Raw genomic sequence first — 18,720 nt, 5'->3', positions numbered from 1 at the left:
CAACCGCTCCGGCCGCGTGCCCGGCCTCAGGCGATCAGGCGGCCCCGCAGCGCGTCGACGGTGTCGTCGGGAACGCCGAGCCCCTCCCGCACGTACTTCTCCATGGAGCCGTAGCGGGCGGCGACCTCCTCCAGCGCCGTCTCCAGGTACGAGGGGAAGACCCCGATCAGCGCCAGTGCGATCTCCGGGTCGCCGCCGGCCGCCGTGAAGCCCTCGATCATCGGCGCGAACGCCCGCTTGACCGCCGGGTTCACCGACATGTACTCGTCCATCAGGGTGCCGTCGTCCGCGCCGAGCAGGGACAGGATGACCGTCGCGCCCCACCCGGTACGGTCCTTGCCGGCGGTGCAGTGGAACAGCAGCGGCCCCGCCTGCGGATCGGCCGCCTCGGTGAGCAGCAGCCGGTAGGCGCTCTGTGCGGAGGCCGAGTTCACGAAGGACCGGTAGACCTCCCCGAAGATGACCTGCGCCTTGCCGCCGCCCAGGTGCTCCTCGGCCACCACCGGGTCGGCCATCAGGTCCTTGAGCTGCGCGGCCGGAGGCATCTTGCCTATCCCCGCGTGCATCTTGTCCGCCAGCACGTCACTGATCAGCAGCCGCGCGCCCGTCGGCAGCCGGTCCGGGTGGTCCGCGCGCTCGGCGTCGCTGCGGAAGTCGATGACCGTACGGATCCCCAGCGCGGCAACCGCCGGATCCGCGTCCAGGTCGAGCCGGTCGAGCGCGCCGGAGCGCAGGACCATCCCGGGGCGGACGCTACGGCCGCCCGCGAGCGGGGTACCGCCGAGGTCGCGGAGGTTCGCGACGGTGGTGGACGGGGTGGCGGTCATCGGGTGGCTCCAGTCTCCGGCTGCGGGGAGGAGAGGGGTGGGGGCGGGACGTGGGGAGTTACTCGTGTCATGCGGGTCGGTCTAGACCGATTTTCTGATGATTCGCTCCGGAAAGACAATCGACGGCCAGCGAGATGCCCAAGCCGAGCCCGAGCGCGACGAGGTGCCCGGCGTCGGTGAAGGTGCGCCCGCGCTTGACCACCGGTCGCGCGGCGAGGACGAGCAACCCCACCCGCGCGGCGCCCCGCACGCGCCCGCGCGGCAGCGCCGAGGTGAGGGCGCCGAGCACGGTGTTGAACCCATAACTGGTGCCGACGTCCAAAGCGCGCCGGGTCTCCCGGTCCGCCCTGCCCCGCAGTGCCCCGTAGACGAGCAGGGTCGCCGCCGCGTGCCCGAACAGGAACACGGCAGCCGTCCACCAGGCGCCGTACGCGTACTCGGCGTACCCGAGCACCGCGACCAGCAGCAGCGCGTAGGGCAGCGGCATCGGCTCCTCGACGGTGAAGGCGCTGCCCAGCAGCGTCTCCCAGCGGCCCGCGTCCAGGTTGTCGACATTCGTCGAGCAACGGCGCACCAGCCGGTCCCGCGTCTCGGGGCCCAGCCGCTCCAGCGCGTGGGCGCCGAGCTGGACCCCGACGGTGTAGACGACGCCCAGCGGCACCGGCCACGAGGACGGCGGCCACGTCGTCGGCAACGACGGCTTCGACGGCGACGGTGACTTCCACCACGGCGGCTGTTTCACCCGTCCATGATCGGACACGGCCTCCCGGCGGAAGGCGGCGGGGTCCATGCGAGCATGACCCGGACATGTCTGATTCCCGCGCGCCGGTGCGTGCCCTGCGGGCCGCGATGTTCGCGGCGGTGTGCGTCGCTTTGGGCGCGGTGGGGCATTCGTACATGTCCGGGATGGATGTTCCCACTACGGGGCTAATCGGTTCCTTCGGGGTGATCGGGGTCCTCGCCTGGGTCGCCGCCGGGCGGCGGCGGGGCCCGTTCGCGATCACCGCCGCGCTGCTCGCCGCGCAGGGCGCCATGCACCTGGTCTTCACCGCGAGCCAGGCGGCCGCACCGGGTTCCACCCCGGCCGCGACGCCCGCGCACCACCACATGCCGGGCATGGACATGAGCGGCATGAGTGCCATGGCCACCGACACCACGGGCATGGCGGGTATGACCGGCATGACCGGTCACGGCCACGGCGGCATCGGCATGATCGCCGCGCACGTCCTGGCAGGGGTGTTCTGCGCGGCCTGGCTGGCCAGGGGCGAGGCGGCCGTCTTCCGGCTCGCCGCGGCCCTCGGAGCCACCGCGCTCGTGGCGGCCCGGCCGCTGGCCCGCGCGCTGGTACTCCTGCGGACCCGGGTGGTCCCCGTGCCGGCGCCGCCCGTGTACTGGGCCCCGTACGAACGGCCGCGCCGGCTGCGCGGTGCCGTACCCGCCCACACCGTCATCCGGCGCGGGCCCCCCGTCCGGCGAGACACCCGAGCCACGGCCCCCGGCCGGCCCGCCACCGCCTGAACGACGCGTGCGGCGGAGCCCGGGGCCGGTCACCCATGTCTTCGCCAACTTTCAGGACACCCATGTCTCTTGACGAGTTCCAGGCCGGCCCCACGGGCACGGCCGAAGCGCCTTCCGAAGAACCTTCCGAAGCACCTCTGGACCCACCGGCCGACGCGTCGGGCCCGCGCACCCCGGGAGCCTGGGCCGCGCTGCGTCCGCTGCTCCTGCGGATGCACTTCTACGCCGGGCTGCTCATAGCCCCGCTGCTGTTCACCGCCGCCGCCACCGGGCTGCTGTACGCCGGCTCCTGGCAGGCCGAGAAGATCCTCTACTCCGAGGAGCTGACCGTCGCCCGCGTGGGCGAGCACACCCTGTCGCTCGGCGACCAGGTCCAGGCTGCCAAGAAGGCCGCGCCGCAGGGCAAGGTCGTGGCCGTCTGGCCCGCGCCGGACGCCGAGGCGACCACCCGGGTGATCATGGACAGTCCGGGCCTCGCGGAGGACGAGAACCTGACCGTCTTCGTCGACCCCTACACGGCGGACGTACGCGGGCAGCTCACCACCGCCGGTGACGCGCTGCCGCTGCGCGCCTGGCTGAGCGGGCTCCATGCCGACCTGCGGCTCGGCGCGTTCGGCCGGAACTACAGCGAGCTCGCGGCCAGCTGGCTGTGGGTGGTCGCGCTGGGCGGCCTCGCGCTGTGGATCGGCCGCCGCCGCAGCCGCAGGGCCCGTCTGGTCCTGCCCGACCGCGCCGCGACCGGCCGACGCAGGACCCTCTCCTGGCACGGGGCGGTGGGGCTGTGGGCCGCCGCCGGACTCGTCGCCCTCTCCGCCACCGGCCTGACCTGGTCGAAGTACGCCGGTGAGAACATCGGGCAGCTCCGGGAAGGCCTCGGGGGCGCCACCCCGTCCGTCTCCGCCGCGCTGTCCGGGAGCGCCGGCGCCGACGGCGGGGACGAGCACGCGGGACACGTCATGACCGAGGGCATGGAGATGCCCCCGCCGCCGCCCACCGCGGACGTCGGAATCGACCGGGCCGTGGCCGCGGCCCGGGCGGCGGGCGTCACCGAGTCGCTGCGCGTGACGCTGCCCGCCAAGGGCGACGGTTACGTCATCAAGGAGGCGGACAAGCAGGTGCCCGTGCACCTGGACTCCGTCGCCGTCGACCCGGCCGACGGGAAGGTCATCGACGAACTGCGCTTCGCCGACTACCCGCTGCTCGCCCAGCTGACCCGCTTCGGCATCGACCTGCACATGGGTCTGACGTTCGGAATCGTCAACCAGCTGGCGCTGGCGGCGCTGGCCGTGGCGCTGATGTTCCTCGTCTTCTGGGGCTACCGGATGTGGTGGCTGCGCCGGCCCACCAAGGAGCGCAAGCTCTCCGCGGGCCGCGCCCACCCGCGCGGGGCGTGGCGCAAGCTGCCCGTGACGGTGCTGCTGCCGCTCGCCGCGGTGACGGCGGTGGTGGGCTGGTTCGTGCCGATGCTGGGCATCAGCCTGCTGGTGTTCCTGGCCGTCGACGTACTGCTCGGCATCGTCGCCCGCCGCGTAGCGGCCTAGTGGGCGGGCCCGTGCGCGCCTCCTCGCGCGCACGGGCCCACCCCTTGGGCCCCTTGCCGGTCCGCCGGTTCAGGGGGCGTACTTGTAGCCCACCCGGCGTACGGTCTGGATTGCGTCGCGGTGCGCGGCGCCCAGCTTGCGGCGCAGGCGGGCGATGTGGACGTCGACCGTCCGGCCGTCGCCGACGTGGCCGTAGCCCCAGACCGTGGTGACCAGCTGGTCCCGGCTGTGCACCCGGTGCGGATGCGCCACCAGGTGGGCCAGCAGCTCGAACTCGAGGTACGTCAGGTCCAGCACCTGGCCGTCGACTTCGGCGGTGCGCTGCGCCGAGTCGATCCGTACGAGGGCGTCGCCCGTGACGTCAGGCGCCGCGGGGGTGGTCCTCGGCGGGGCGGGAACGGAATGCGGGGCGAAGGCGATCGGCGGCTGCTGGTCGGCCGGTACGAGGACCAGGTAGCCGACCATCGGCGGGTTTCCGGGGAGCGCCGGCAGCGTGTGCTGGGGCGCGGGCAGCCAGGTGGCGCCGGGCGGGAGCAGCTCCGCCACCCGGGCCACCTCGTCGCGGTCCACGGCGCGCAGCCGGTGGCGGGGACTGGGCGGATGGCTCAGGGCAGCGGAGGTCGCAGCGGAGGCGGCAGAAATGACGGAGCGGGTGTTCGCCATGAGTGGTCAGCTCTTTCACGCGGAGTGGTCGGCAGGAGACGTACGTACGTGGTCGTTCGTCGTCGTTGTCGTACCGCGCAGACCGAAGGCCTCGGGAAGGTCCGGTGGTCGGGTCCCTGGAGGCTTTAGAGGGCCGGCGCGTTCTCCGCGCGGCAACACACCCGATCGAAATCGTGGTCCTGACGGGACGGCCAGAACGGCTCCAGGTCGCTGCGACCTGACGGGGTGTTCGAGTGGCTGGCCATGGGCGTCATTCAAGCAGATGTCCGGCGCTCGGGGCAGGGTGCGTCTCACTTCGTGGAGCGGTATCTCATATTCCGCAGCCCTGGCCTTGCGATAACGCTATAAACCGGGCAAATCCTCGGGCGCCGAACCGGGCCGGGCGGCCTCGTCCCAGCCCTCCGTATCGCATGCTGGGCAGATCCGTCCCGGCCGCCCGGCGACGACGGCGCCCGCCGGACCGGGTGCGGTCGGCGGGCGCGGCGGCGTCCGGCAGCGTTCCGGGGGAGCGTTCCCGAAGCGTCCGGGGTGTCCGGGGTGGGTCAGACGAGGCCGTCCTTCTCCAGTCCGGTGCAGCAGGTGTCGGTGATCAGTCGGGTCACCACGTACGGGTCCACGTTCGCGTTCGGACGGCGGTCCTCGATGTAGCCCTTGCCGTCCTTCTCCACCTGCCACGGGATGCGGACCGAAGCGCCGCGGTCGGAGACCCCGTAGCTGAACTCGTTCCAAGGCGCGGTCTCGTGCAGGCCCGTCAAGCGCTCGTCGATCCCGGCGCCGTAGTTCTTCACGTGGTCCATCGGCTTGGACCCCTCGCCCAGGGCCTCGCACGCCGAGATGATCGCGCGGTAGTCCTCGCGCATCGCCTTCGTGGAGAAGTTGGTGTGCGCGCCCGCGCCGTTCCAGTCGCCCTTGACCGGCTTCGGGTTCAGCGTCGCGGAGACGTTGAACTCCTCGGCCGTGCGGTACAGCAGCCAGCGGGCGATCCACAGCTGGTCGGAGACCTCCAGCGGACCGACCGGACCGACCTGGAATTCCCACTGGCCCGGCATGACCTCGGCGTTGATGCCGCAGATGCTCAGACCCGCCGCCAGGCAGTGGTCCAGGTGCTTCTCGACGATCTCGCGCCCGAAGATCTCGTCCGAGCCGACGCCGCAGTAGTAGCCGCCCTGCGCGGCCGGGAAGCCGTTCACCGGGAAGCCGAGCGGGCGCGTTCCGTCGAAGAAGGTGTACTCCTGCTCGATGCCGAAGATCGGTTCCTGCCCGGCGAACCTCTCCGCGACCGGGCGCAGCAGGGCGCGGGTGTTCGACTCGTGCGGGGTCATGTCGATGTTCAGCACCTCGCACAGGACCAGGACGCTGCTTCCGCCGCGGATGGGGTCCGGGCAGGAGAAGACGGGCTGCAGCACGCGGTCGGAGGCGTGGCCTTCGGCCTGGTTGGTGCTGGAACCGTCGAAGCCCCAGACCGGCAGGGCCTCCCCGTCGGCGAGGATCCTCGTCTTGGAGCGCAGCTTCGCCGTCGGCTCGGTGCCGTCGATCCAGATGTACTCAGCCTTGTAGCTCACGGGCCCTATCCTTCGGTACGTCGCTCCGGCGCAGACCCTGTCTGTACCGCCTGCTCATCGCAGCGTGCCCCTTGGCGATTTCTCTTCCGTTGCCCGTGTGTGAACCCCGTGTTACCGAGGTTTACACCGCAGGTGGGCGTGGCTGTGCGGGTCGAAGGCGGGACACCCGTTCGGGTGGGGCAGACTGGGCAGGTGAGCGTTTCGTACGATTTGAACCCGTCCGTTGATCCCGCCCCACCGGCCGGCGACGGCCCCCGCCCCAGGGTCGGCCTGCTCGGTACCGGTCCCTGGGCGCGCCGCACCCACGCCCCGGCCCTCGCCGCGCACGCCGGGTCCGACTTCGCCGGAGTGTGGGGCCGGCGCCCCGAAGCGGCGGCCGAGCTGGCGCGTGCGCACGGCGTGAAGGTGTACGAAGACCCCGACGCGCTGTTCGCGGACTGTGACGCCGTGGCCTTCGCCCTGCCGCCGGACGTCCAGGCACCGCTGGCCGTGCGCGCCGCCGAAGCCGGATGCCACCTGCTGCTCGACAAGCCCGTCGCGACGACCGTGGCGCAGGCCCGCGCCGTCGCGGACGCCGCCGCACGCAACGCGGTGGCCTCCGTCGTCTTCCTCACCCTGCGCTTCGCGGAGCCGACCGCGACCTGGATCGACGAGCAGGCCGGGCGGAGCGGGTGGTTCACCGCCTCCGCCCACTGGCTCGGCGCGGTCTTCCCGCCCGGCGGGGAGTCCAGCCCGTACGCCGACTCGCCCTGGCGCAAGGCCAAGGGCGGCCTGTGGGACGTCGGGCCGCACGCCCTGTCCGTACTGATCCCGGTGCTCGGGGACGTCACCGCCGTCTCCGCCACGCGGGGCGCCTGCGACGTGGTCCAGCTGGCCCTGCGCCACGCCTCGGGCGCGGTCAGCACGGCCGTGCTCAGCCTGGGCGCGCCGCCTGCCGCGGCGGGAGTCGGCCTCGAGCTGCGCGGCACCGAAGGCGTCTTCGGCCTGCCCGACTGGAGCGACGTGCCGGGCGCGTACGGCCGGGCGCTGGACGCGCTGCTCACCGCGGCCCGGACGAAGGTGGCGGATGCGCGGGACGCGGCGTTCGGGGCCCGGCTGACGGAGATCCTGGCGGAGGCGGAGCGCCTGGCGGCGGGGGCCTGACGGGCTGCCGCCCGTAGCCGGTCTCCCGCTCGTCGTGGGCGGTGGTTCGCGCGCCCGGCTACTTGATGAGGGCGTTGGCCACGATGACCAGCACGCCGATCCCGGCGTCCGCCAGGCCGATGAGCGGCGCGGTGCTCCGCCGGTAGCCGACCCGCACGGCCGAGAGGGTGCCCCAGCCGAACAGCAGCGCGGTGTTCAGGGCGAGCCCGACGCCGGTGACCCGGTTCTCGGGCCACCCCGTGAGCCCCGCGAGCAGCAGCAGCGCGACGCTGGGCAGCGTGGCCGCCACCATGGGCCACTCCTGCCACATGGCACGCCCGAGCCCCCGCCACCGGTGGCCGGGGAAGTCGGGCTGATGGGTGGTCATGTGGTGGGCGTAGCCGTGCGCGAGCCCCGCCGTGACCGCGGTGATCAGGACCCAGGTGGCGTCGTAGAACGGCGAGTAGTGCTCGCCGGTCCGCTCCAGCGCGGCCAGCAGCCCACTGGCGAGCACGGTCCCGTACACCCCGCTGAACCGCCAGCCGGCGTGCTGGCGGGGCGGGGGAGGTGAAAAGGCGCGTTCCTGCGGTGATGCGGTCACAGTGGCCCTTCATATCGTATTGGGGTGGTCTGTACTCCTTTGTCGCGATCCAGGGTAGGGGGTCGTGCATGGGCCCCGGGTAAGCGCGGGCGGGCCTGGTGCTGTGACCCGGGGGGCACCGGGTCGCGACGCCCGGCAAACCCTCCCGGCCACAGCACTAGCGGCGGGAGAGGGCGTCCCGGACCGCTTCCTCCGAGCGGGCCACCACGGCGGTGCCGTCCTCGGCGGTGATGATGGGGCGCTGGATCAGCTTCGGGTGCGCCGACAGACGGGCGATCCACCGCGAGCGCGCCTCCTCGGTCCCCTCGCGCGGCAGTTCCCGTACGCCGGTCTCCTTCGCCAGCGGATCCGAGGTACGGGTGATGTCCCAGGGCTCCAGGCCGAGCCGGTCCAGAACCTCGCGGATCTCGGCCTCGGACGGTACGTCTTCCAGGTAGCGGCGCACCGTGTACTCGGCGCCCTCCGCGTCCAGCAGGGTCAGTGCGCTGCGGCACTTGGAACAGGCGGGATTGATCCAGATCTCCATGCCTCCCAGCGTAGCCAGGCGCCGTCTGGCCAGGGCCGATTGTCAGTGGGCCCCCGTAAAATCGAGGGAGCACGACAGGAAGCCAACTACCGTTTGGGAGGCTGTAGATGGCCGCTGCCGCGATCATTTCGATGCCCAAGAGGAAGCCACTGCCGGCCGGGCTGCCGCGCGAGTGGTACGAGAGCCACAACCGCCGTCTCAAGGCGATGCGGCTGGCGATATCCCTGCTCGACACGGGGACCTACGACGCCAAGCGCGCCACCAACCGCAAGATACGGACCATGGCGGTCCGGGTGGGCATCCACCGCCCGTCCAACACCACCTGCCGGATGGTGCGCTCCTTCATCCGCGACGGCGGCTGATCCTCCGGCGGCGGGGACGACCGGTGCGGCGCCGGCTACTTCGGCGCCGCACCGGCCCCCGCCGCCGACAGCACCAGCACCGCCACGTCGTCGCGCGGGCCGCCCTCCGTGAAGGCCAGCAGGTCCTGCCACACCGCGCGCGGCAGCCCCTGCGGGTCCTTCACCAGCACCGGGACCCGCTGGGCCAGCGGATAGAAGTGCCCGGCGGCGTCCCGCGCCTCCGTCACCCCGTCGGTGTGCACGATCAGCCGGTCGCCCGGCAGCAGCGGTACCTCCGTGAGCCGTGGGGGCGCCGGGTCCATGAGCCCCAGACCCAGCGGAGGGCCGGGCTCGGCGGCCAGCTCGCAGGCGACGAAGTCACGGAGCAGCAGCACCGGAGGGTGCCCGCAGGAGACGATCCGCACCACGTCCCGTTCCGGCGGGAACTCCAGCAGTACCGCCGTCGTGAACAGTTCCGTGTGCTTCTCGCCACCGCTCGTCGCGTCCTGCACCAGCCGCCGGTCCAGCCGGGCCGCGACCGCCTCCAGCCCGGGATCGTCGAGCACCGCCTCCCGGAAGGCGCCCAGCAGGGCGGCCACGGTCCCGACCGCGGCCAGCCCGTGCCCCTGTACGTCGCCCACCACCGCCCGCACCCCGAACGGCCCGGCCCGTACGTCGAACAGGTCGCCGCCGACCAGCGTGCCGCGCTGGGCCGCCCGGTAGAGGCCGTCGCAGCGCACCCGGCCCACACGTTCCGGTACTGGGGGCAGCAGCGCCAGCTGCGCCGCCTCGGCGACGGTACGGACACTGACCAGCTGGGCGTCCCGCCGGCGCCGGACCCAGGCGATCACCACGCTGAGCAGGCCGACGGTGGCGACGGTGGCCAGGTCGGCCCCGCGGGCGTGCCCCACGCCCAGCCGGTGGTAGCCGAGCAGCACCAGGACCACGACCGCGAAGGCGGCCGTTCCGGGAGCCCCGTAGGAGAAGGCCGCCACGGCCGGAAGCGCGGCCAGGAAATAGCCGAGCTCCGCGACGCCGGGGGTCAGCCACTGGACGCAGGTCAGCACCACCAGGGCCACCAGGGGCGCGGCCCGGGCCCAGCGCGGTGGCGGCGCACCCCGTAGCCAGCCGGGCTCCTCGCGTCCGTGCATCACCCCTCCACCCTGGCTCCGGCGACCGGCCCCCGCACGCCGGGTGGCCCCGAACGCGTCGACGCCCCACAGTGGCCCCGTGACGGAAACGGCGGACACCCGCAGCGGGGCGATCAGCACCCGGCTGAACTGGCTGCGCGCGGGGGTACTGGGCGCCAACGACGGGATCATCTCCACGGCGGGCCTGGTGGTGGGGGTGGCCGGGGCGACGACCGCGTGGGAGACGATCCTGGCGGCAGGCGTGGCCGGACTGCTGGCCGGCTCGCTGTCGATGGCGGCGGGGGAGTACGTGTCGGTCAGCTCCCAGCGGGACTCCGAGCAGGCCGCGCTGGAGGTGGAGCGCCGGGAACTGGCGCAGGAGCCGGACGCGGAGCTGGAGGAACTGACCGAGCTGCTGGTGGAGCGGGGGCTGAGCCGGGAGCTGGCCCGGGAGGCGGCGGTGCAGCTGACGGAGCGGGACGCGTTGCGGGCGCACGCACGGGTGGAGCTGGGGATCGACCCGGACGAGCTGGTGAACCCTTGGCACGCGGCATGGGCCAGTCTGATCGCCTTCACGGTGGGGGCGGTGCTGCCGTTGCTCGCCATCGTCCTGCCGGGGCCTTCGGCGAGGGTGCCGGTCACGGTGGCGGCCGTACTGACGGCACTGATGCTGTGCGGAGCCGCCGGCGCCCGCCTGGGCGGCGCCCCGCCGGGCCGCGCCGTGCTCCGCAACGTGCTCGGCGGCGCCCTGGCCATGGCCGTCACCTACGCGGTGGGAACCCTCCTGGGCGACACGGCCTGACCCCCCGGCCCGCCGGCCGGCGGGTCCCGCACACTGGGCCCATGCGAATCGCCGTCACCGGATCAAGCGGGCTCATCGGTCGTGCCCTCGTGCGGGACCTGCTGGCCGACGGCCACCAGGTCGTGCGGCTCGTGCGGCGGGCCGCCGCACGGGACGGGGAGGCGGTGTGGGATCCCGCCGGGGGATACGTGGACCCGGTCGGGCTGGCCGGCTGCGCGGCCGTCGTGCACCTGGCCGGCGCCGGGGTCGGGGACCGCCGCTGGACGGCCGCGTACAAGCGGGAGATCCGCGACAGCCGCGTGCTCGGCACCGCCACCATCGCCCGGGCCGTCGCGGCGATGGAGGAGCCCCCGGCCGTACTCGTCAGCGGGAGCGCCGTCGGCTACTACGGCGACACCGCCGACCGCACCGTCGACGAGGACGCCCCGGCGGGGGAGGGGTTCCTGCCCTCGGTGTGCGTGGAGTGGGAGGCCGCCGCCGCGCCCGCCCGGGCCGCCGGGATCCGTACCGTGTTCGCCCGTACCGGCCTGGTCGTCTCCGCCGAGGGCGGGGCCTGGGGCAAGCTCTTCCCGGTCTTCCGCGCCGGACTCGGCGGCCGGCTCGGCGACGGCCGCCAGTACTGGTCGCACATCTCCATGCACGACGAGGTCGCCGCCCTGCGCCACCTCATCGACACCCCGGACCTCACCGGCCCCGTCAACCTCACCGCCCCCGAGCCGCTGACGAACCGTGAGGTCACCGCCGCCATGGGCCGCGTCCTGCGCCGCCCGGCCGTGTTCGCCATCCCGGCCCCGGCGATGCGCGTGTTGCTCGGGGAGTTCGCCCAGGACGTGCTCGGCAGCCAGCGGGTGCGGCCCACCCGCCTGCTGGAGTCCGGTTTCGTCTTCCGCCACCCGGACATCGACGATGCGATCCGCGCGGCCCTGGCCGGGTAGGCCCGGAGCCCGTTCCCGGCGGTCCGGGGGAGCGCCGACCGTCCATGTGCGACCGTTCGTGACCCACATGCGACCGTCATGCGACCGGAGTTGTGCGCAATACCCCACACGACTTGGGTTCTGCTGTAGCCGGAGTGGGGAAGGAGGACCCCACACAGCCGCGCCGACCTCGGGGAGGGGCACGTGCTCAGCAGCGCACACCATGCGGACGTCGTCATCGTAGGAGCCGGAGTCTCAGGACTCGCGGCCGCACAGCACCTGATCGCCCAGGGGGTCACCGTCACCGTGCTGGAGTCCGCCGACGACCCCGGCGGCCGCATGGCCACCGAGTCGGCCGACGGATTCCGGCTCGACCGGGTCGGCCAGCTCCTGAACACCTCGTACACCGAACCCGCCCGCACCCCGGGCCTGGAGGCCCTCACCCTGCGCACCTTCGCGCCCGGCGTCCTCGTCCACGGCGCCGACGGCAGGCAGCAGCGCGCCGGGGCCCTCACCCCCGCCCGCGCCCTGGCCAGCGGCTCCCTCGACCAGGCCCGGCTCAGCGCGGCCCTCGCCCGGCTCGCCGCCCAGCCCGAGGAACGCCTGCTCGCCCGGCCCGAACGCACCGCCCTCGCCGCCCTCACCTCGCGCGGCCTGCCCCCGCGCACCCTGAACGGCGTGCTGCGCCCGCTCCTGGCCGCCCTGCTGCGCGACCCGGACCTCACCACCTCCAGCCGCGTCGCCGACCTCGCCCTGCGAGGCTTCGCCCGGGGCCGGCTGGCCGTGCCCGAGGGCGGCGCGGCGACCCTGCCCGCCCTGCTCGCCGCGGCCCTGCCGCCCGGCACCGTACGCACCGGGGTCCGCGTCCGGTCGGTGGCGACCAACCTGGTCACCACCGAGCAGCACGGGGACTTCGGCTGCCGCTCCGCCGTCCTCGCCACCGGCGCCCGGGCCGCCGCCGGGCTGCTGCCCGGGCTGCGGGTGCCCGACTTCCACGAGGTCACCGTCCTGCACCACGCGACGCCCGCCGCCCTGCCCTGGGACGGCTCGCTGCTCCTGGACGCCGACCCGAAGTGGCCCGTCGCCCACACCACCGTGATGAGCGCGGTCGACCCGACGCGCGCCCCGGCCGGGCGGAGCCTGGTCACCACCACCGTGCACGGACCGCCGCCGCCCCCGCGGACGGTCGCCTCCCGCCTGGCCCGGCTCTACGAGACCTCGACCCGGGACTGGGAACTGCTCGCCGTCCACCACACCCCGGAGGCGGTACCCGCCATGCCGCCGCCGTACGACATGCGGCGCCCGGTACGGGTACTCGCCGGGCTGTACGTGTGCGGGGACCACCGGGACTCCAACACCGTCCAGGGCGCCCTGCACTCCGCCCGCCGCGCCGCCGCCGCCGTCCTGCGCGACTTCGGCATCCCGGTACCCGCCGCGACCGAGCACCCGCTGCGGGCGGCGGCCTGAACCCCGCGGCGCCCCGCCGGGTCGCGGCTCACGCCAGCGCCGCGACCCGGTCCCGGTAGGTCCGTACCGCCTGGGCGTCCCGGTACGGCTCCAGCCGCCGCTCGAAGTCGCGTACGTACTCCACCGCGCGCACCGAGCGCATCTCCATCGCCTGCTGCGCCGCCTCCGCGCCGAGCGCGCACGCCTGGTCCAGCTCACCGAGCCCCAGCCGGGCCGTCGCCAGCACCACCCGGCAGAACAGCCGCGAGCGCGCGTAGGCGGGAGCCCGCAGCTGGAGGGAGCGCTCGGCGTGCTGCGCCGAGGCCCGGTACTGCTGGAGGTCCCGGTGGCAGTGCCCGAACTCGTCGGCGAGCTGCGCCTCGTCGAAGTCCCGCGCCCAGGGCGGTACGTCGTCCCCCGGGCGGGCCGCCCCCAGCGCCCGTTCGGCCCGCACCAGCGAGGCCGTCGCGGCGCGTACCTCGCCGAGCACCGCGTGCCCGCGCGCCTCCGCCGAGTGCAGCAGCGCCTGCACCACCGGCGGCGGCCCCGAACCCACGCCCTGCTGGGCGACCCTGGCCAACTGCACCGCCTCCCGCCCGTGGCCGAGGTAGACGGCCTGCCGGCTCATCGTGACCAGCACGTACGAGCCGTACGGCCGGTCCCCGGCGGCCTGCGCGAGGCGCAGTGCCTGCACGAAGTACCGCTGGGCCAGCCCGTGGGCGGCGATGTCGTACGAGGTCCAGCCCGCGAGCCGGGTCAGATCGGCGGCGGCGGCGAACAGCCGCCGCCCGGTGGTCTCCCCGTAGGTCCCGCGGAGCATGGGCTCCGCCTCGTGCTCCAGGTACCGCACCAGGGCCTGGCGGGCGTGCCCGCCGCCGTAGGCGTGGTCCAGCGTCCGGAACAGTTCGCTCACCGAGCGCAGGGCCGCGATGTCACCGCCCGTCACGCGCTGCCCGGGCCCGCGGTCGACCTGCCGCTGCCGCGGCACCGTGGTGCGGCCCTGCAGCGGGACGCGGGCGGCGGCCTCCACGCCCCGCCCGACCCGCTCGTCGGCGCGGCCGATCAGCCAGTCCCGGCTGGGGACGACCAGCCCGGCGGGGGTGAAGGCGATCTTGCGCAGCTCGGCGTGGGAACCGGAGTCCTTGCGCCACAGCCCGCTCGCGATGTCGACGGCCTCCTCGGGGGTGGCCGCGAACTCCAGCCCCGCGTAGACGGGCGCGCACGCGTCCAGCCCCAGGTCCTGCGCCGACAGCCGCCGCCCCAGGCGCCGGGTGAAGACCTCCGCGATCAGCGCGGGGGTGGTCCCGCGCGGCTGCTGCCCGCGCAGCCAGCGGGTCACGGAGGTCTTGTCGTACCGCAGATCGAGACCGTGCTCCAGGCCGAGCTGGTCGACGCGGCGGGCGAGCCCGGCGTTGGAGAACCCGGCTTCGGCGATCAGCGCCGCGAGCTGCCGGTTGGGGACACGCTGGGCAGGTCGTTCCGTCATCGGCTCCACGGTTCCTGACGTGACGGACCGGAGTCACCGGCCCTGTGAACGGCGTGAATGTAGCGACGAACTCCGCCCGTACCGCCCGCTCTGTCCCACATTCATCCGATCGTGTGCAGAACGCCCCTGAGGGTGGACAAACCCACGTGACCAGGAAGTATCCAAGCAGCCAATATGACTCCTCTCCGCCCGTCACCCCCGAGCGCCGTGACGCCACCGACCGGGTGCCGGCGTGGATTCGCCGCGTCCCTGGACCGGGACAAGCCGCCGGAACCCGGCATGTTCCGCGAGGACCACTGCGCGAACTGCGCCGCGACGCTGGACATGGCCAACCGGATGCTGTTCTGCGGCAAGGGCTGCCAGGAGCAGGCAAAGCTCGTCCGCTACCTCCGCACCGGCATCGACAAGGGCAAATTCCTGCCGGTCGCCCTGAGGTACGGGATCGGCCGAGACGAGAACGAGGCGAAAGCGGTCTGCTCGAAGCTGCGGTTCGCCCTGCGCGGCGGGTACAACCGGTCGACGAACCGCAGCGAGCGGGCTGCCGTGATCGAGCGGGACGGGGGACGCTGCCGACGCTGCGGGGAGCCGGGAGCGGAAGTCGATCACATCAGCGGAGATGGCGGCGGGATGCTCAACAGGCAGCTGTTGTGCGTGAATTGCCATGACGAGAAGACGTTGCGCGGCATGCCTGGGATCCGTGGACTGCAAGGCAGCGACCGCGAGCCGACCTGGAGCAGCGCTCTGCGCGACCTTGTCCGCCGGCAGCCGCAGGCCGGCAGCTTGATCAAGGCACGGGTTCTCCCACGGGATCCTGTGCGGTGGTGCGACACCACCCAGTGGGACTCGGTCCGCAGCAGGCTCAAGTCCGAACGGCAAGCGCGGCTCAGGGAGTCCCTCAAGGCGCTGTACGACGGCGAGGTGCCGGACTTCGCGCCGCGCACGCCGTGGGACGCCAAGGTCGCCGGGGCTCGCGAGCACCACGCGGTGGTCCATGACGAGACCCCGTGCGCCGACAGCGACTGCTCGGAGTGCCGTCCGCGGAGCTTCGCCGACGGCGACATGTGGGACGACCCGGCGGACGCGTCCGCATGGACCGAGGCCTGGTTGGACGACCCGGACGTTCACGCCGGGTACGGGGAGGGCTCGTACTTCGCCGAGTCGGCCGCCGAGGACGACTGACGGCGTCCGAACGCTGACCGGCACGTCATGGCCGAGGCGAAGGGTACGCGTGCCGGCCCTAGCACCCGGTAGCGGCCTTGCGCGCAGGTCGGGGCCCCGCCCACTCGTCCGTGTGTACAAACGGGTGGGCCCTTTACGGATGGGTCTGGTCCGCCCGCATAGGCTGCCGGGCATGACACGCCGCACCGCCGGGGCGCCGTTCCGCGGCGACTGCGCAGAATCCGCCGCCCCGCTGCCCGCGCCCGAGCTGACCGAGGCCGAGTGCCGCCGGTGCGGTACGTACATCGCGGGGCTCGACGGGCGGTACGCGTGCGGGGTGTGCGGGTGGGTCAACGACCACTCCGAGGGGCACCGGCGGCTGCCGCGCGCCGACGAGGACCCGGACCGGCCGCCCAGGGGGAGGCGGCGGCCGAAGCCGGGGCCCTGAGGGGCCGCGCGGGGACCGCCGTACCCTTGCTGGTGCGATACGTGCACACAGCAGGTTCAACGAGGAGGCGCTGCGGTGACTGACCTTCGGTTTGTCCATCTGGGCTTCGGGCCGGATTACGTCGAGTACACCGAGGCCTGGGAAGAGCAGCGCCGCGTCCACTCCGCCCGCTTCGCGGACGAGATCGTGGACACCTGCCTGCTGCTGGAGCACCAGCCCGTCTATACGGCCGGCCGGCGCACCGACGCCGGCGAGCGGCCCCTGGACGGCACGCCCGTGGTCGACGTGGACCGGGGCGGGAAGATCACCTGGCACGGCCCCGGCCAGCTGGTCGGCTACCCGATCATGAAGCTGCCCCGGCCGGTCGACGTCGTCGCCCACGTCCGCCGCCTGGAGGACGCCCTGATCCGCACCGCCGCCGACTTCGGCCTGGAGACCACCAGGGTGGAGGGCCGCAGCGGGGTGTGGGTGCTCGGCGACCCGGTGGAGGAGCGCCCCCGGATCGGCGGCCTCTCCCTGGACTTCGACCCCCGCCTCCACGACGAGGAGTTCGACCCCCGGCTGAACGGCCCCGAGTACGCCCCCTCCAACGCCGGCCAGCGCCGCGAGGACCGCAAGCTCGCGGCCATCGGCATCCGGGTCGCCAAGGGCGTCACCATGCACGGCTTCGCCCTCAACGTGAACCCCGACAACACCTGGTTCGACCGGATCGTGCCCTGCGGCATCCGGGATGCCGGTGTGACCTCCCTCTCGTACGAACTGGGCCGCGAGATCACCATCGCCGAGGTGCTGCCCGTCGTGGAGCGCCACCTCAAGGAGGTACTGGAGCAGGCGGAGCTGAGGCCCCGGGAGACAGAGCCGGCCGCCGGCTGACGCCCGGGAATGGGTCCGGCGGCCCCCGGGTTGCCCGACGTAAGAGCGTATGAAATTACGGGCGTACCCTGGTGGACGCCGAAGAATCGAAGTCACAGGGAGCCGGTCGTGTCCGCAGTCGCACCCGACGGACGCAAGATGCTGCGCCTGGAGGTCCGTAACAGCCAGACCCCCATCGAGCGCAAGCCCGAGTGGATCAAGACCCGGGCGAAGATGGGTCCCGAGTACACCAAGATGCAGGCCCTGGTGAAGGGCGAAGGACTGCACACGGTCTGCCAGGAAGCCGGCTGTCCCAACATCTACGAATGCTGGGAGGACCGCGAGGCCACCTTCCTCATCGGTGGCGACCAGTGCACCCGGCGCTGTGACTTCTGCCAGATCGACACCGGCAAGCCCGAGGCCCTCGACCGCGACGAGCCGCGCCGCGTCGGCGAGTCCGTCGTCACGATGGACCTGAACTACGCCACCATCACGGGCGTCGCCCGCGACGACCTGGCCGACGGCGGCGCGTGGCTGTACGCCGAGACCGTGCGCCAGATCCACCAGCAGACGGCCGGCCGCGAGGGCGGCCACACCAAGGTCGAGCTGCTGGCCCCCGACTTCAACGCGGTGCCGGAGCTGCTGGAGGAGGTCTTCGCCTCCCGTCCCGAGGTCTTCGCGCACAACGTCGAGACGGTGCCGCGCATCTTCAAGCGGATCCGTCCGGGCTTCCGCTACGAGCGCTCGCTGGACGTGATCACCCGGGCGCGCGCCTACGGCCTGGTCACCAAGTCGAACCTCATCCTCGGCATGGGCGAGGAGCGCGAGGAGGTCACGCAGGCGCTCAAGGACCTCCACGAGGCGGGCTGCGAGCTCATCACCATCACCCAGTACCTGCGGCCCTCGCCGCGCCACCACCCCGTCGAGCGCTGGGTGAAGCCGGCGGAGTTCGTGGAGCTGGCGAAGGAGGCCGAGGAGATCGGCTTCTCCGGCGTGATGTCCGGCCCGCTGGTCAGGTCGTCCTACAGGGCAGGCCGCCTCTACCAGCAGGCCATGGAGAAGCGCAGCCGAGCTGGAGCGTAGGTTGCGGGTCCGCCCGAGGTACGAGGGCGGGCACGCGGCCGGAGCGGTAGCGAGGCGGAGCTCGACCGGGGGTACGCGGAAGCGCAGCCGAGCTGGAGCGTAGGTTGCGGGTCCGCCCGAGGTACGAGGGCGGGGCACGCGGCCGGAGCGGTAGCGAGGCGGAGCTCGACCTGGGGTACGCGGAAGCGCAGCCGAGGCGGGGCTCGATCCGGCTGCGACAAGCGCGCGAACGCCTGACGGCCGACCGTGTGAAGTCCCGCACAAATGGCTACCAACGGGTAACACCGCTACGACGCGGCCCCTAGGCTCTTCATCAGAGCCTGGCGGGCCGCGTCGGCTTGTACAACGTGTCGGTCACATTTGACCGGCCGGTCATGCCCTGGTAACACCGTTCAGTGACGCTTGGTCCACGCACCGCACACACCTACGCACGCCGTCTCCACCCGTGAGCACCGTCCCGTGAGCACTGTGAGCACCGTGAAAGGGATCGACATCATGCAGGCCGCGCCCGTACGCGCCATCGCCATCCCGACCTTCTCCGACGCCTTCCGCGGCATCGAGTCGCTGCTGATGAGCGGCGCCCGCCGCAACGCGTGGACCGCGGTCCTCGAAGACCGCCGCAGGGCCAAGGACCGCGTCGAGACCGAACACGTACTGGAGGCCGCGGCGACCCGGACCCCGCAGGCCACGTAAACTTCGC

At 73.2% G+C, this 18,720-nt stretch carries 20 protein-coding genes; 12 read left to right on the top strand and 8 right to left on the bottom strand.

Translation table 11 applies throughout. The features are described 5' to 3' along the window. Nucleotides 1-26: 26 nt before the first annotated feature. Nucleotides 27-827 carry a tyrosine-protein phosphatase gene (locus tag IE207_RS01995; RefSeq protein ID WP_190182232.1) on the bottom strand — a complete coding sequence of 267 codons (801 nt, stop codon included), beginning with the start codon at nt 825-827 and terminating at the stop codon, nt 27-29. A gap of 67 nt (nt 828-894) precedes the next feature. Next, complete coding sequence (locus IE207_RS01990; RefSeq protein WP_190182231.1) at nt 895-1,569, bottom strand: rhomboid-like protein; 675 nt, start codon at nt 1,567-1,569, stop codon at nt 895-897. A gap of 65 nt (nt 1,570-1,634) precedes the next feature. Between IE207_RS01990 and IE207_RS01985 the strand changes: the two genes are divergently transcribed. Together IE207_RS01985 and IE207_RS01980 are read left to right on the top strand one after the other, a co-directional pair. Continuing rightward, entirely contained in the window at nt 1,635-2,345 is a 711-nt protein-coding gene (locus IE207_RS01985) for a hypothetical protein (protein WP_229873237.1), read from the top strand. Between the two features lie 62 nt (nt 2,346-2,407). Then, the gene (locus IE207_RS01980; RefSeq protein ID WP_190182230.1) at nt 2,408-3,886 is read left to right on the top strand and encodes a PepSY-associated TM helix domain-containing protein; all 1,479 of its coding nucleotides are present in this window, start codon (nt 2,408-2,410) and stop codon (nt 3,884-3,886) included. A 69-nt stretch (nt 3,887-3,955) separates the two neighbouring features. Here IE207_RS01980 and IE207_RS01975 read toward each other — a convergent pair whose 3' ends face one another. Continuing rightward, nucleotides 3,956-4,549, bottom strand: coding sequence for a winged helix-turn-helix domain-containing protein (locus IE207_RS01975; protein WP_190182229.1), 594 nt, complete (start codon nt 4,547-4,549; stop codon nt 3,956-3,958). 542 nt (nt 4,550-5,091) lie between these two features. Continuing rightward, on the bottom strand, nt 5,092-6,111 hold the full coding sequence (glnII, locus tag IE207_RS01970) for a glutamine synthetase (protein ID WP_190182228.1): 1,020 nt from the start codon (nt 6,109-6,111) through the stop codon (nt 5,092-5,094). 210 nt (nt 6,112-6,321) lie between these two features. Between glnII and IE207_RS01965 the strand changes: the two genes are divergently transcribed. Then, nucleotides 6,322-7,254, top strand: a complete 933-nt coding sequence (locus IE207_RS01965) for a Gfo/Idh/MocA family protein (protein ID WP_190182740.1) — start codon at nt 6,322-6,324, stop codon at nt 7,252-7,254. A gap of 58 nt (nt 7,255-7,312) precedes the next feature. Here IE207_RS01965 and IE207_RS01960 read toward each other — a convergent pair whose 3' ends face one another. Both IE207_RS01960 and IE207_RS01955 read right to left on the bottom strand, forming a co-directional pair. After that, the gene (locus IE207_RS01960) at nt 7,313-7,834 is read right to left on the bottom strand and encodes a hypothetical protein (RefSeq protein WP_229873236.1); all 522 of its coding nucleotides are present in this window, start codon (nt 7,832-7,834) and stop codon (nt 7,313-7,315) included. A 157-nt stretch (nt 7,835-7,991) separates the two neighbouring features. Further along, a complete protein-coding gene (locus IE207_RS01955) occupies nt 7,992-8,360 on the bottom strand; it encodes an ArsC/Spx/MgsR family protein (protein ID WP_190182227.1) in 369 nt (122 codons plus the stop codon). Between the two features lie 107 nt (nt 8,361-8,467). On the opposite strand from IE207_RS01955, the gene IE207_RS01950 reads away from it, so the two are divergent. Next, nucleotides 8,468-8,722, top strand: coding sequence for a hypothetical protein (locus IE207_RS01950; RefSeq protein ID WP_190182226.1), 255 nt, complete (start codon nt 8,468-8,470; stop codon nt 8,720-8,722). A gap of 35 nt (nt 8,723-8,757) precedes the next feature. Here IE207_RS01950 and IE207_RS01945 read toward each other — a convergent pair whose 3' ends face one another. Then, entirely contained in the window at nt 8,758-9,852 is a 1,095-nt protein-coding gene (locus IE207_RS01945) for a PP2C family protein-serine/threonine phosphatase (RefSeq protein ID WP_229873235.1), read from the bottom strand. 79 nt (nt 9,853-9,931) lie between these two features. Here IE207_RS01945 and IE207_RS01940 point away from each other — a divergent pair, with 79 nt between their 5' ends. The 3 genes from IE207_RS01940 (at nt 9,932) to IE207_RS01930 (ending at nt 13,014) form a co-directional block, all read left to right on the top strand. Beyond that, nucleotides 9,932-10,633 (top strand): VIT1/CCC1 transporter family protein, encoded by a 702-nt coding sequence (locus tag IE207_RS01940; protein ID WP_190182225.1) that lies wholly within the window; start codon nt 9,932-9,934, stop codon nt 10,631-10,633. Between the two features lie 41 nt (nt 10,634-10,674). Then, entirely contained in the window at nt 10,675-11,568 is an 894-nt protein-coding gene (locus IE207_RS01935) for a TIGR01777 family oxidoreductase (protein ID WP_190182224.1), read from the top strand. Nucleotides 11,569-11,751: 183 nt separating this feature from the next. Then, nucleotides 11,752-13,014: an FAD-dependent oxidoreductase gene (locus tag IE207_RS01930; protein WP_190182223.1), complete on the top strand. Its 1,263-nt coding sequence runs from the start codon at nt 11,752-11,754 to the stop codon at nt 13,012-13,014. A gap of 28 nt (nt 13,015-13,042) precedes the next feature. Here the strand turns inward: IE207_RS01930 and IE207_RS01925 are convergent, their stop codons facing one another. Next, nucleotides 13,043-14,479: an NsdA family TPR-like regulatory protein gene (locus IE207_RS01925; protein ID WP_190182222.1), complete on the bottom strand. Its 1,437-nt coding sequence runs from the start codon at nt 14,477-14,479 to the stop codon at nt 13,043-13,045. A gap of 279 nt (nt 14,480-14,758) precedes the next feature. Between IE207_RS01925 and IE207_RS01920 the strand changes: the two genes are divergently transcribed. The 5 genes from IE207_RS01920 (at nt 14,759) to IE207_RS01900 (ending at nt 18,713) form a co-directional block, all read left to right on the top strand. Beyond that, nucleotides 14,759-15,658 carry an HNH endonuclease gene (locus IE207_RS01920; RefSeq protein WP_190182221.1) on the top strand — a complete coding sequence of 300 codons (900 nt, stop codon included), beginning with the start codon at nt 14,759-14,761 and terminating at the stop codon, nt 15,656-15,658. 172 nt (nt 15,659-15,830) lie between these two features. Then, complete coding sequence (locus tag IE207_RS01915; protein ID WP_229873234.1) at nt 15,831-16,085, top strand: hypothetical protein; 255 nt, start codon at nt 15,831-15,833, stop codon at nt 16,083-16,085. Nucleotides 16,086-16,160: 75 nt separating this feature from the next. Next, nucleotides 16,161-16,958: a lipoyl(octanoyl) transferase LipB gene (gene lipB / locus IE207_RS01910; RefSeq protein WP_190182220.1), complete on the top strand. Its 798-nt coding sequence runs from the start codon at nt 16,161-16,163 to the stop codon at nt 16,956-16,958. Nucleotides 16,959-17,066: 108 nt separating this feature from the next. Next, on the top strand, nt 17,067-18,020 hold the full coding sequence (gene lipA, locus IE207_RS01905) for a lipoyl synthase (protein WP_190182219.1): 954 nt from the start codon (nt 17,067-17,069) through the stop codon (nt 18,018-18,020). 495 nt (nt 18,021-18,515) lie between these two features. Then, nucleotides 18,516-18,713, top strand: coding sequence for an SCO2195 family GlnR-regulated protein (locus IE207_RS01900; RefSeq protein WP_136215599.1), 198 nt, complete (start codon nt 18,516-18,518; stop codon nt 18,711-18,713). Nucleotides 18,714-18,720 lie beyond the last annotated feature (7 nt).

This window comes from Streptomyces cirratus, from assembly GCF_014650775.1.
Classification (GTDB): Bacteria; Actinomycetota; Actinomycetes; order Streptomycetales; family Streptomycetaceae; genus Streptomyces; species Streptomyces cirratus.
The sequence above is the reverse complement of the archived record's forward strand: the minus strand, read 5'-3'. Positions and strand labels throughout refer to the sequence as shown.

Excerpts from the sequence above, each read along its gene's own strand:
- IE207_RS01935 (WP_190182224.1), top strand. The coding sequence starts at position 10,675 with ATGCGAATCGCCGTCACCGGATCAAGCGGGCTCATCGGTCGTGCCCTC.
- IE207_RS01950 (WP_190182226.1), top strand. The coding sequence starts at position 8,468 with ATGGCCGCTGCCGCGATCATTTCGATGCCCAAGAGGAAGCCACTGCCG.
- IE207_RS01985 (WP_229873237.1), top strand. The coding sequence starts at position 1,635 with ATGTCTGATTCCCGCGCGCCGGTGCGTGCCCTGCGGGCCGCGATGTTC.
- IE207_RS01955 (WP_190182227.1), bottom strand. The coding sequence starts at position 8,360 with ATGGAGATCTGGATCAATCCCGCCTGTTCCAAGTGCCGCAGCGCACTG.
- IE207_RS01900 (WP_136215599.1), top strand. The coding sequence starts at position 18,516 with ATGCAGGCCGCGCCCGTACGCGCCATCGCCATCCCGACCTTCTCCGAC.
- IE207_RS01975 (WP_190182229.1), bottom strand. The coding sequence starts at position 4,549 with ATGGCGAACACCCGCTCCGTCATTTCTGCCGCCTCCGCTGCGACCTCC.
- IE207_RS01945 (WP_229873235.1), bottom strand. The coding sequence starts at position 9,852 with ATGCACGGACGCGAGGAGCCCGGCTGGCTACGGGGTGCGCCGCCACCG.
- IE207_RS01915 (WP_229873234.1), top strand. The coding sequence starts at position 15,831 with ATGACACGCCGCACCGCCGGGGCGCCGTTCCGCGGCGACTGCGCAGAA.
- IE207_RS01980 (WP_190182230.1), top strand. The coding sequence starts at position 2,408 with ATGTCTCTTGACGAGTTCCAGGCCGGCCCCACGGGCACGGCCGAAGCG.
- IE207_RS01920 (WP_190182221.1), top strand. The coding sequence starts at position 14,759 with ATGTTCCGCGAGGACCACTGCGCGAACTGCGCCGCGACGCTGGACATG.
- IE207_RS01925 (WP_190182222.1), bottom strand. The coding sequence starts at position 14,479 with ATGACGGAACGACCTGCCCAGCGTGTCCCCAACCGGCAGCTCGCGGCG.
- IE207_RS01995 (WP_190182232.1), bottom strand. The coding sequence starts at position 827 with ATGACCGCCACCCCGTCCACCACCGTCGCGAACCTCCGCGACCTCGGC.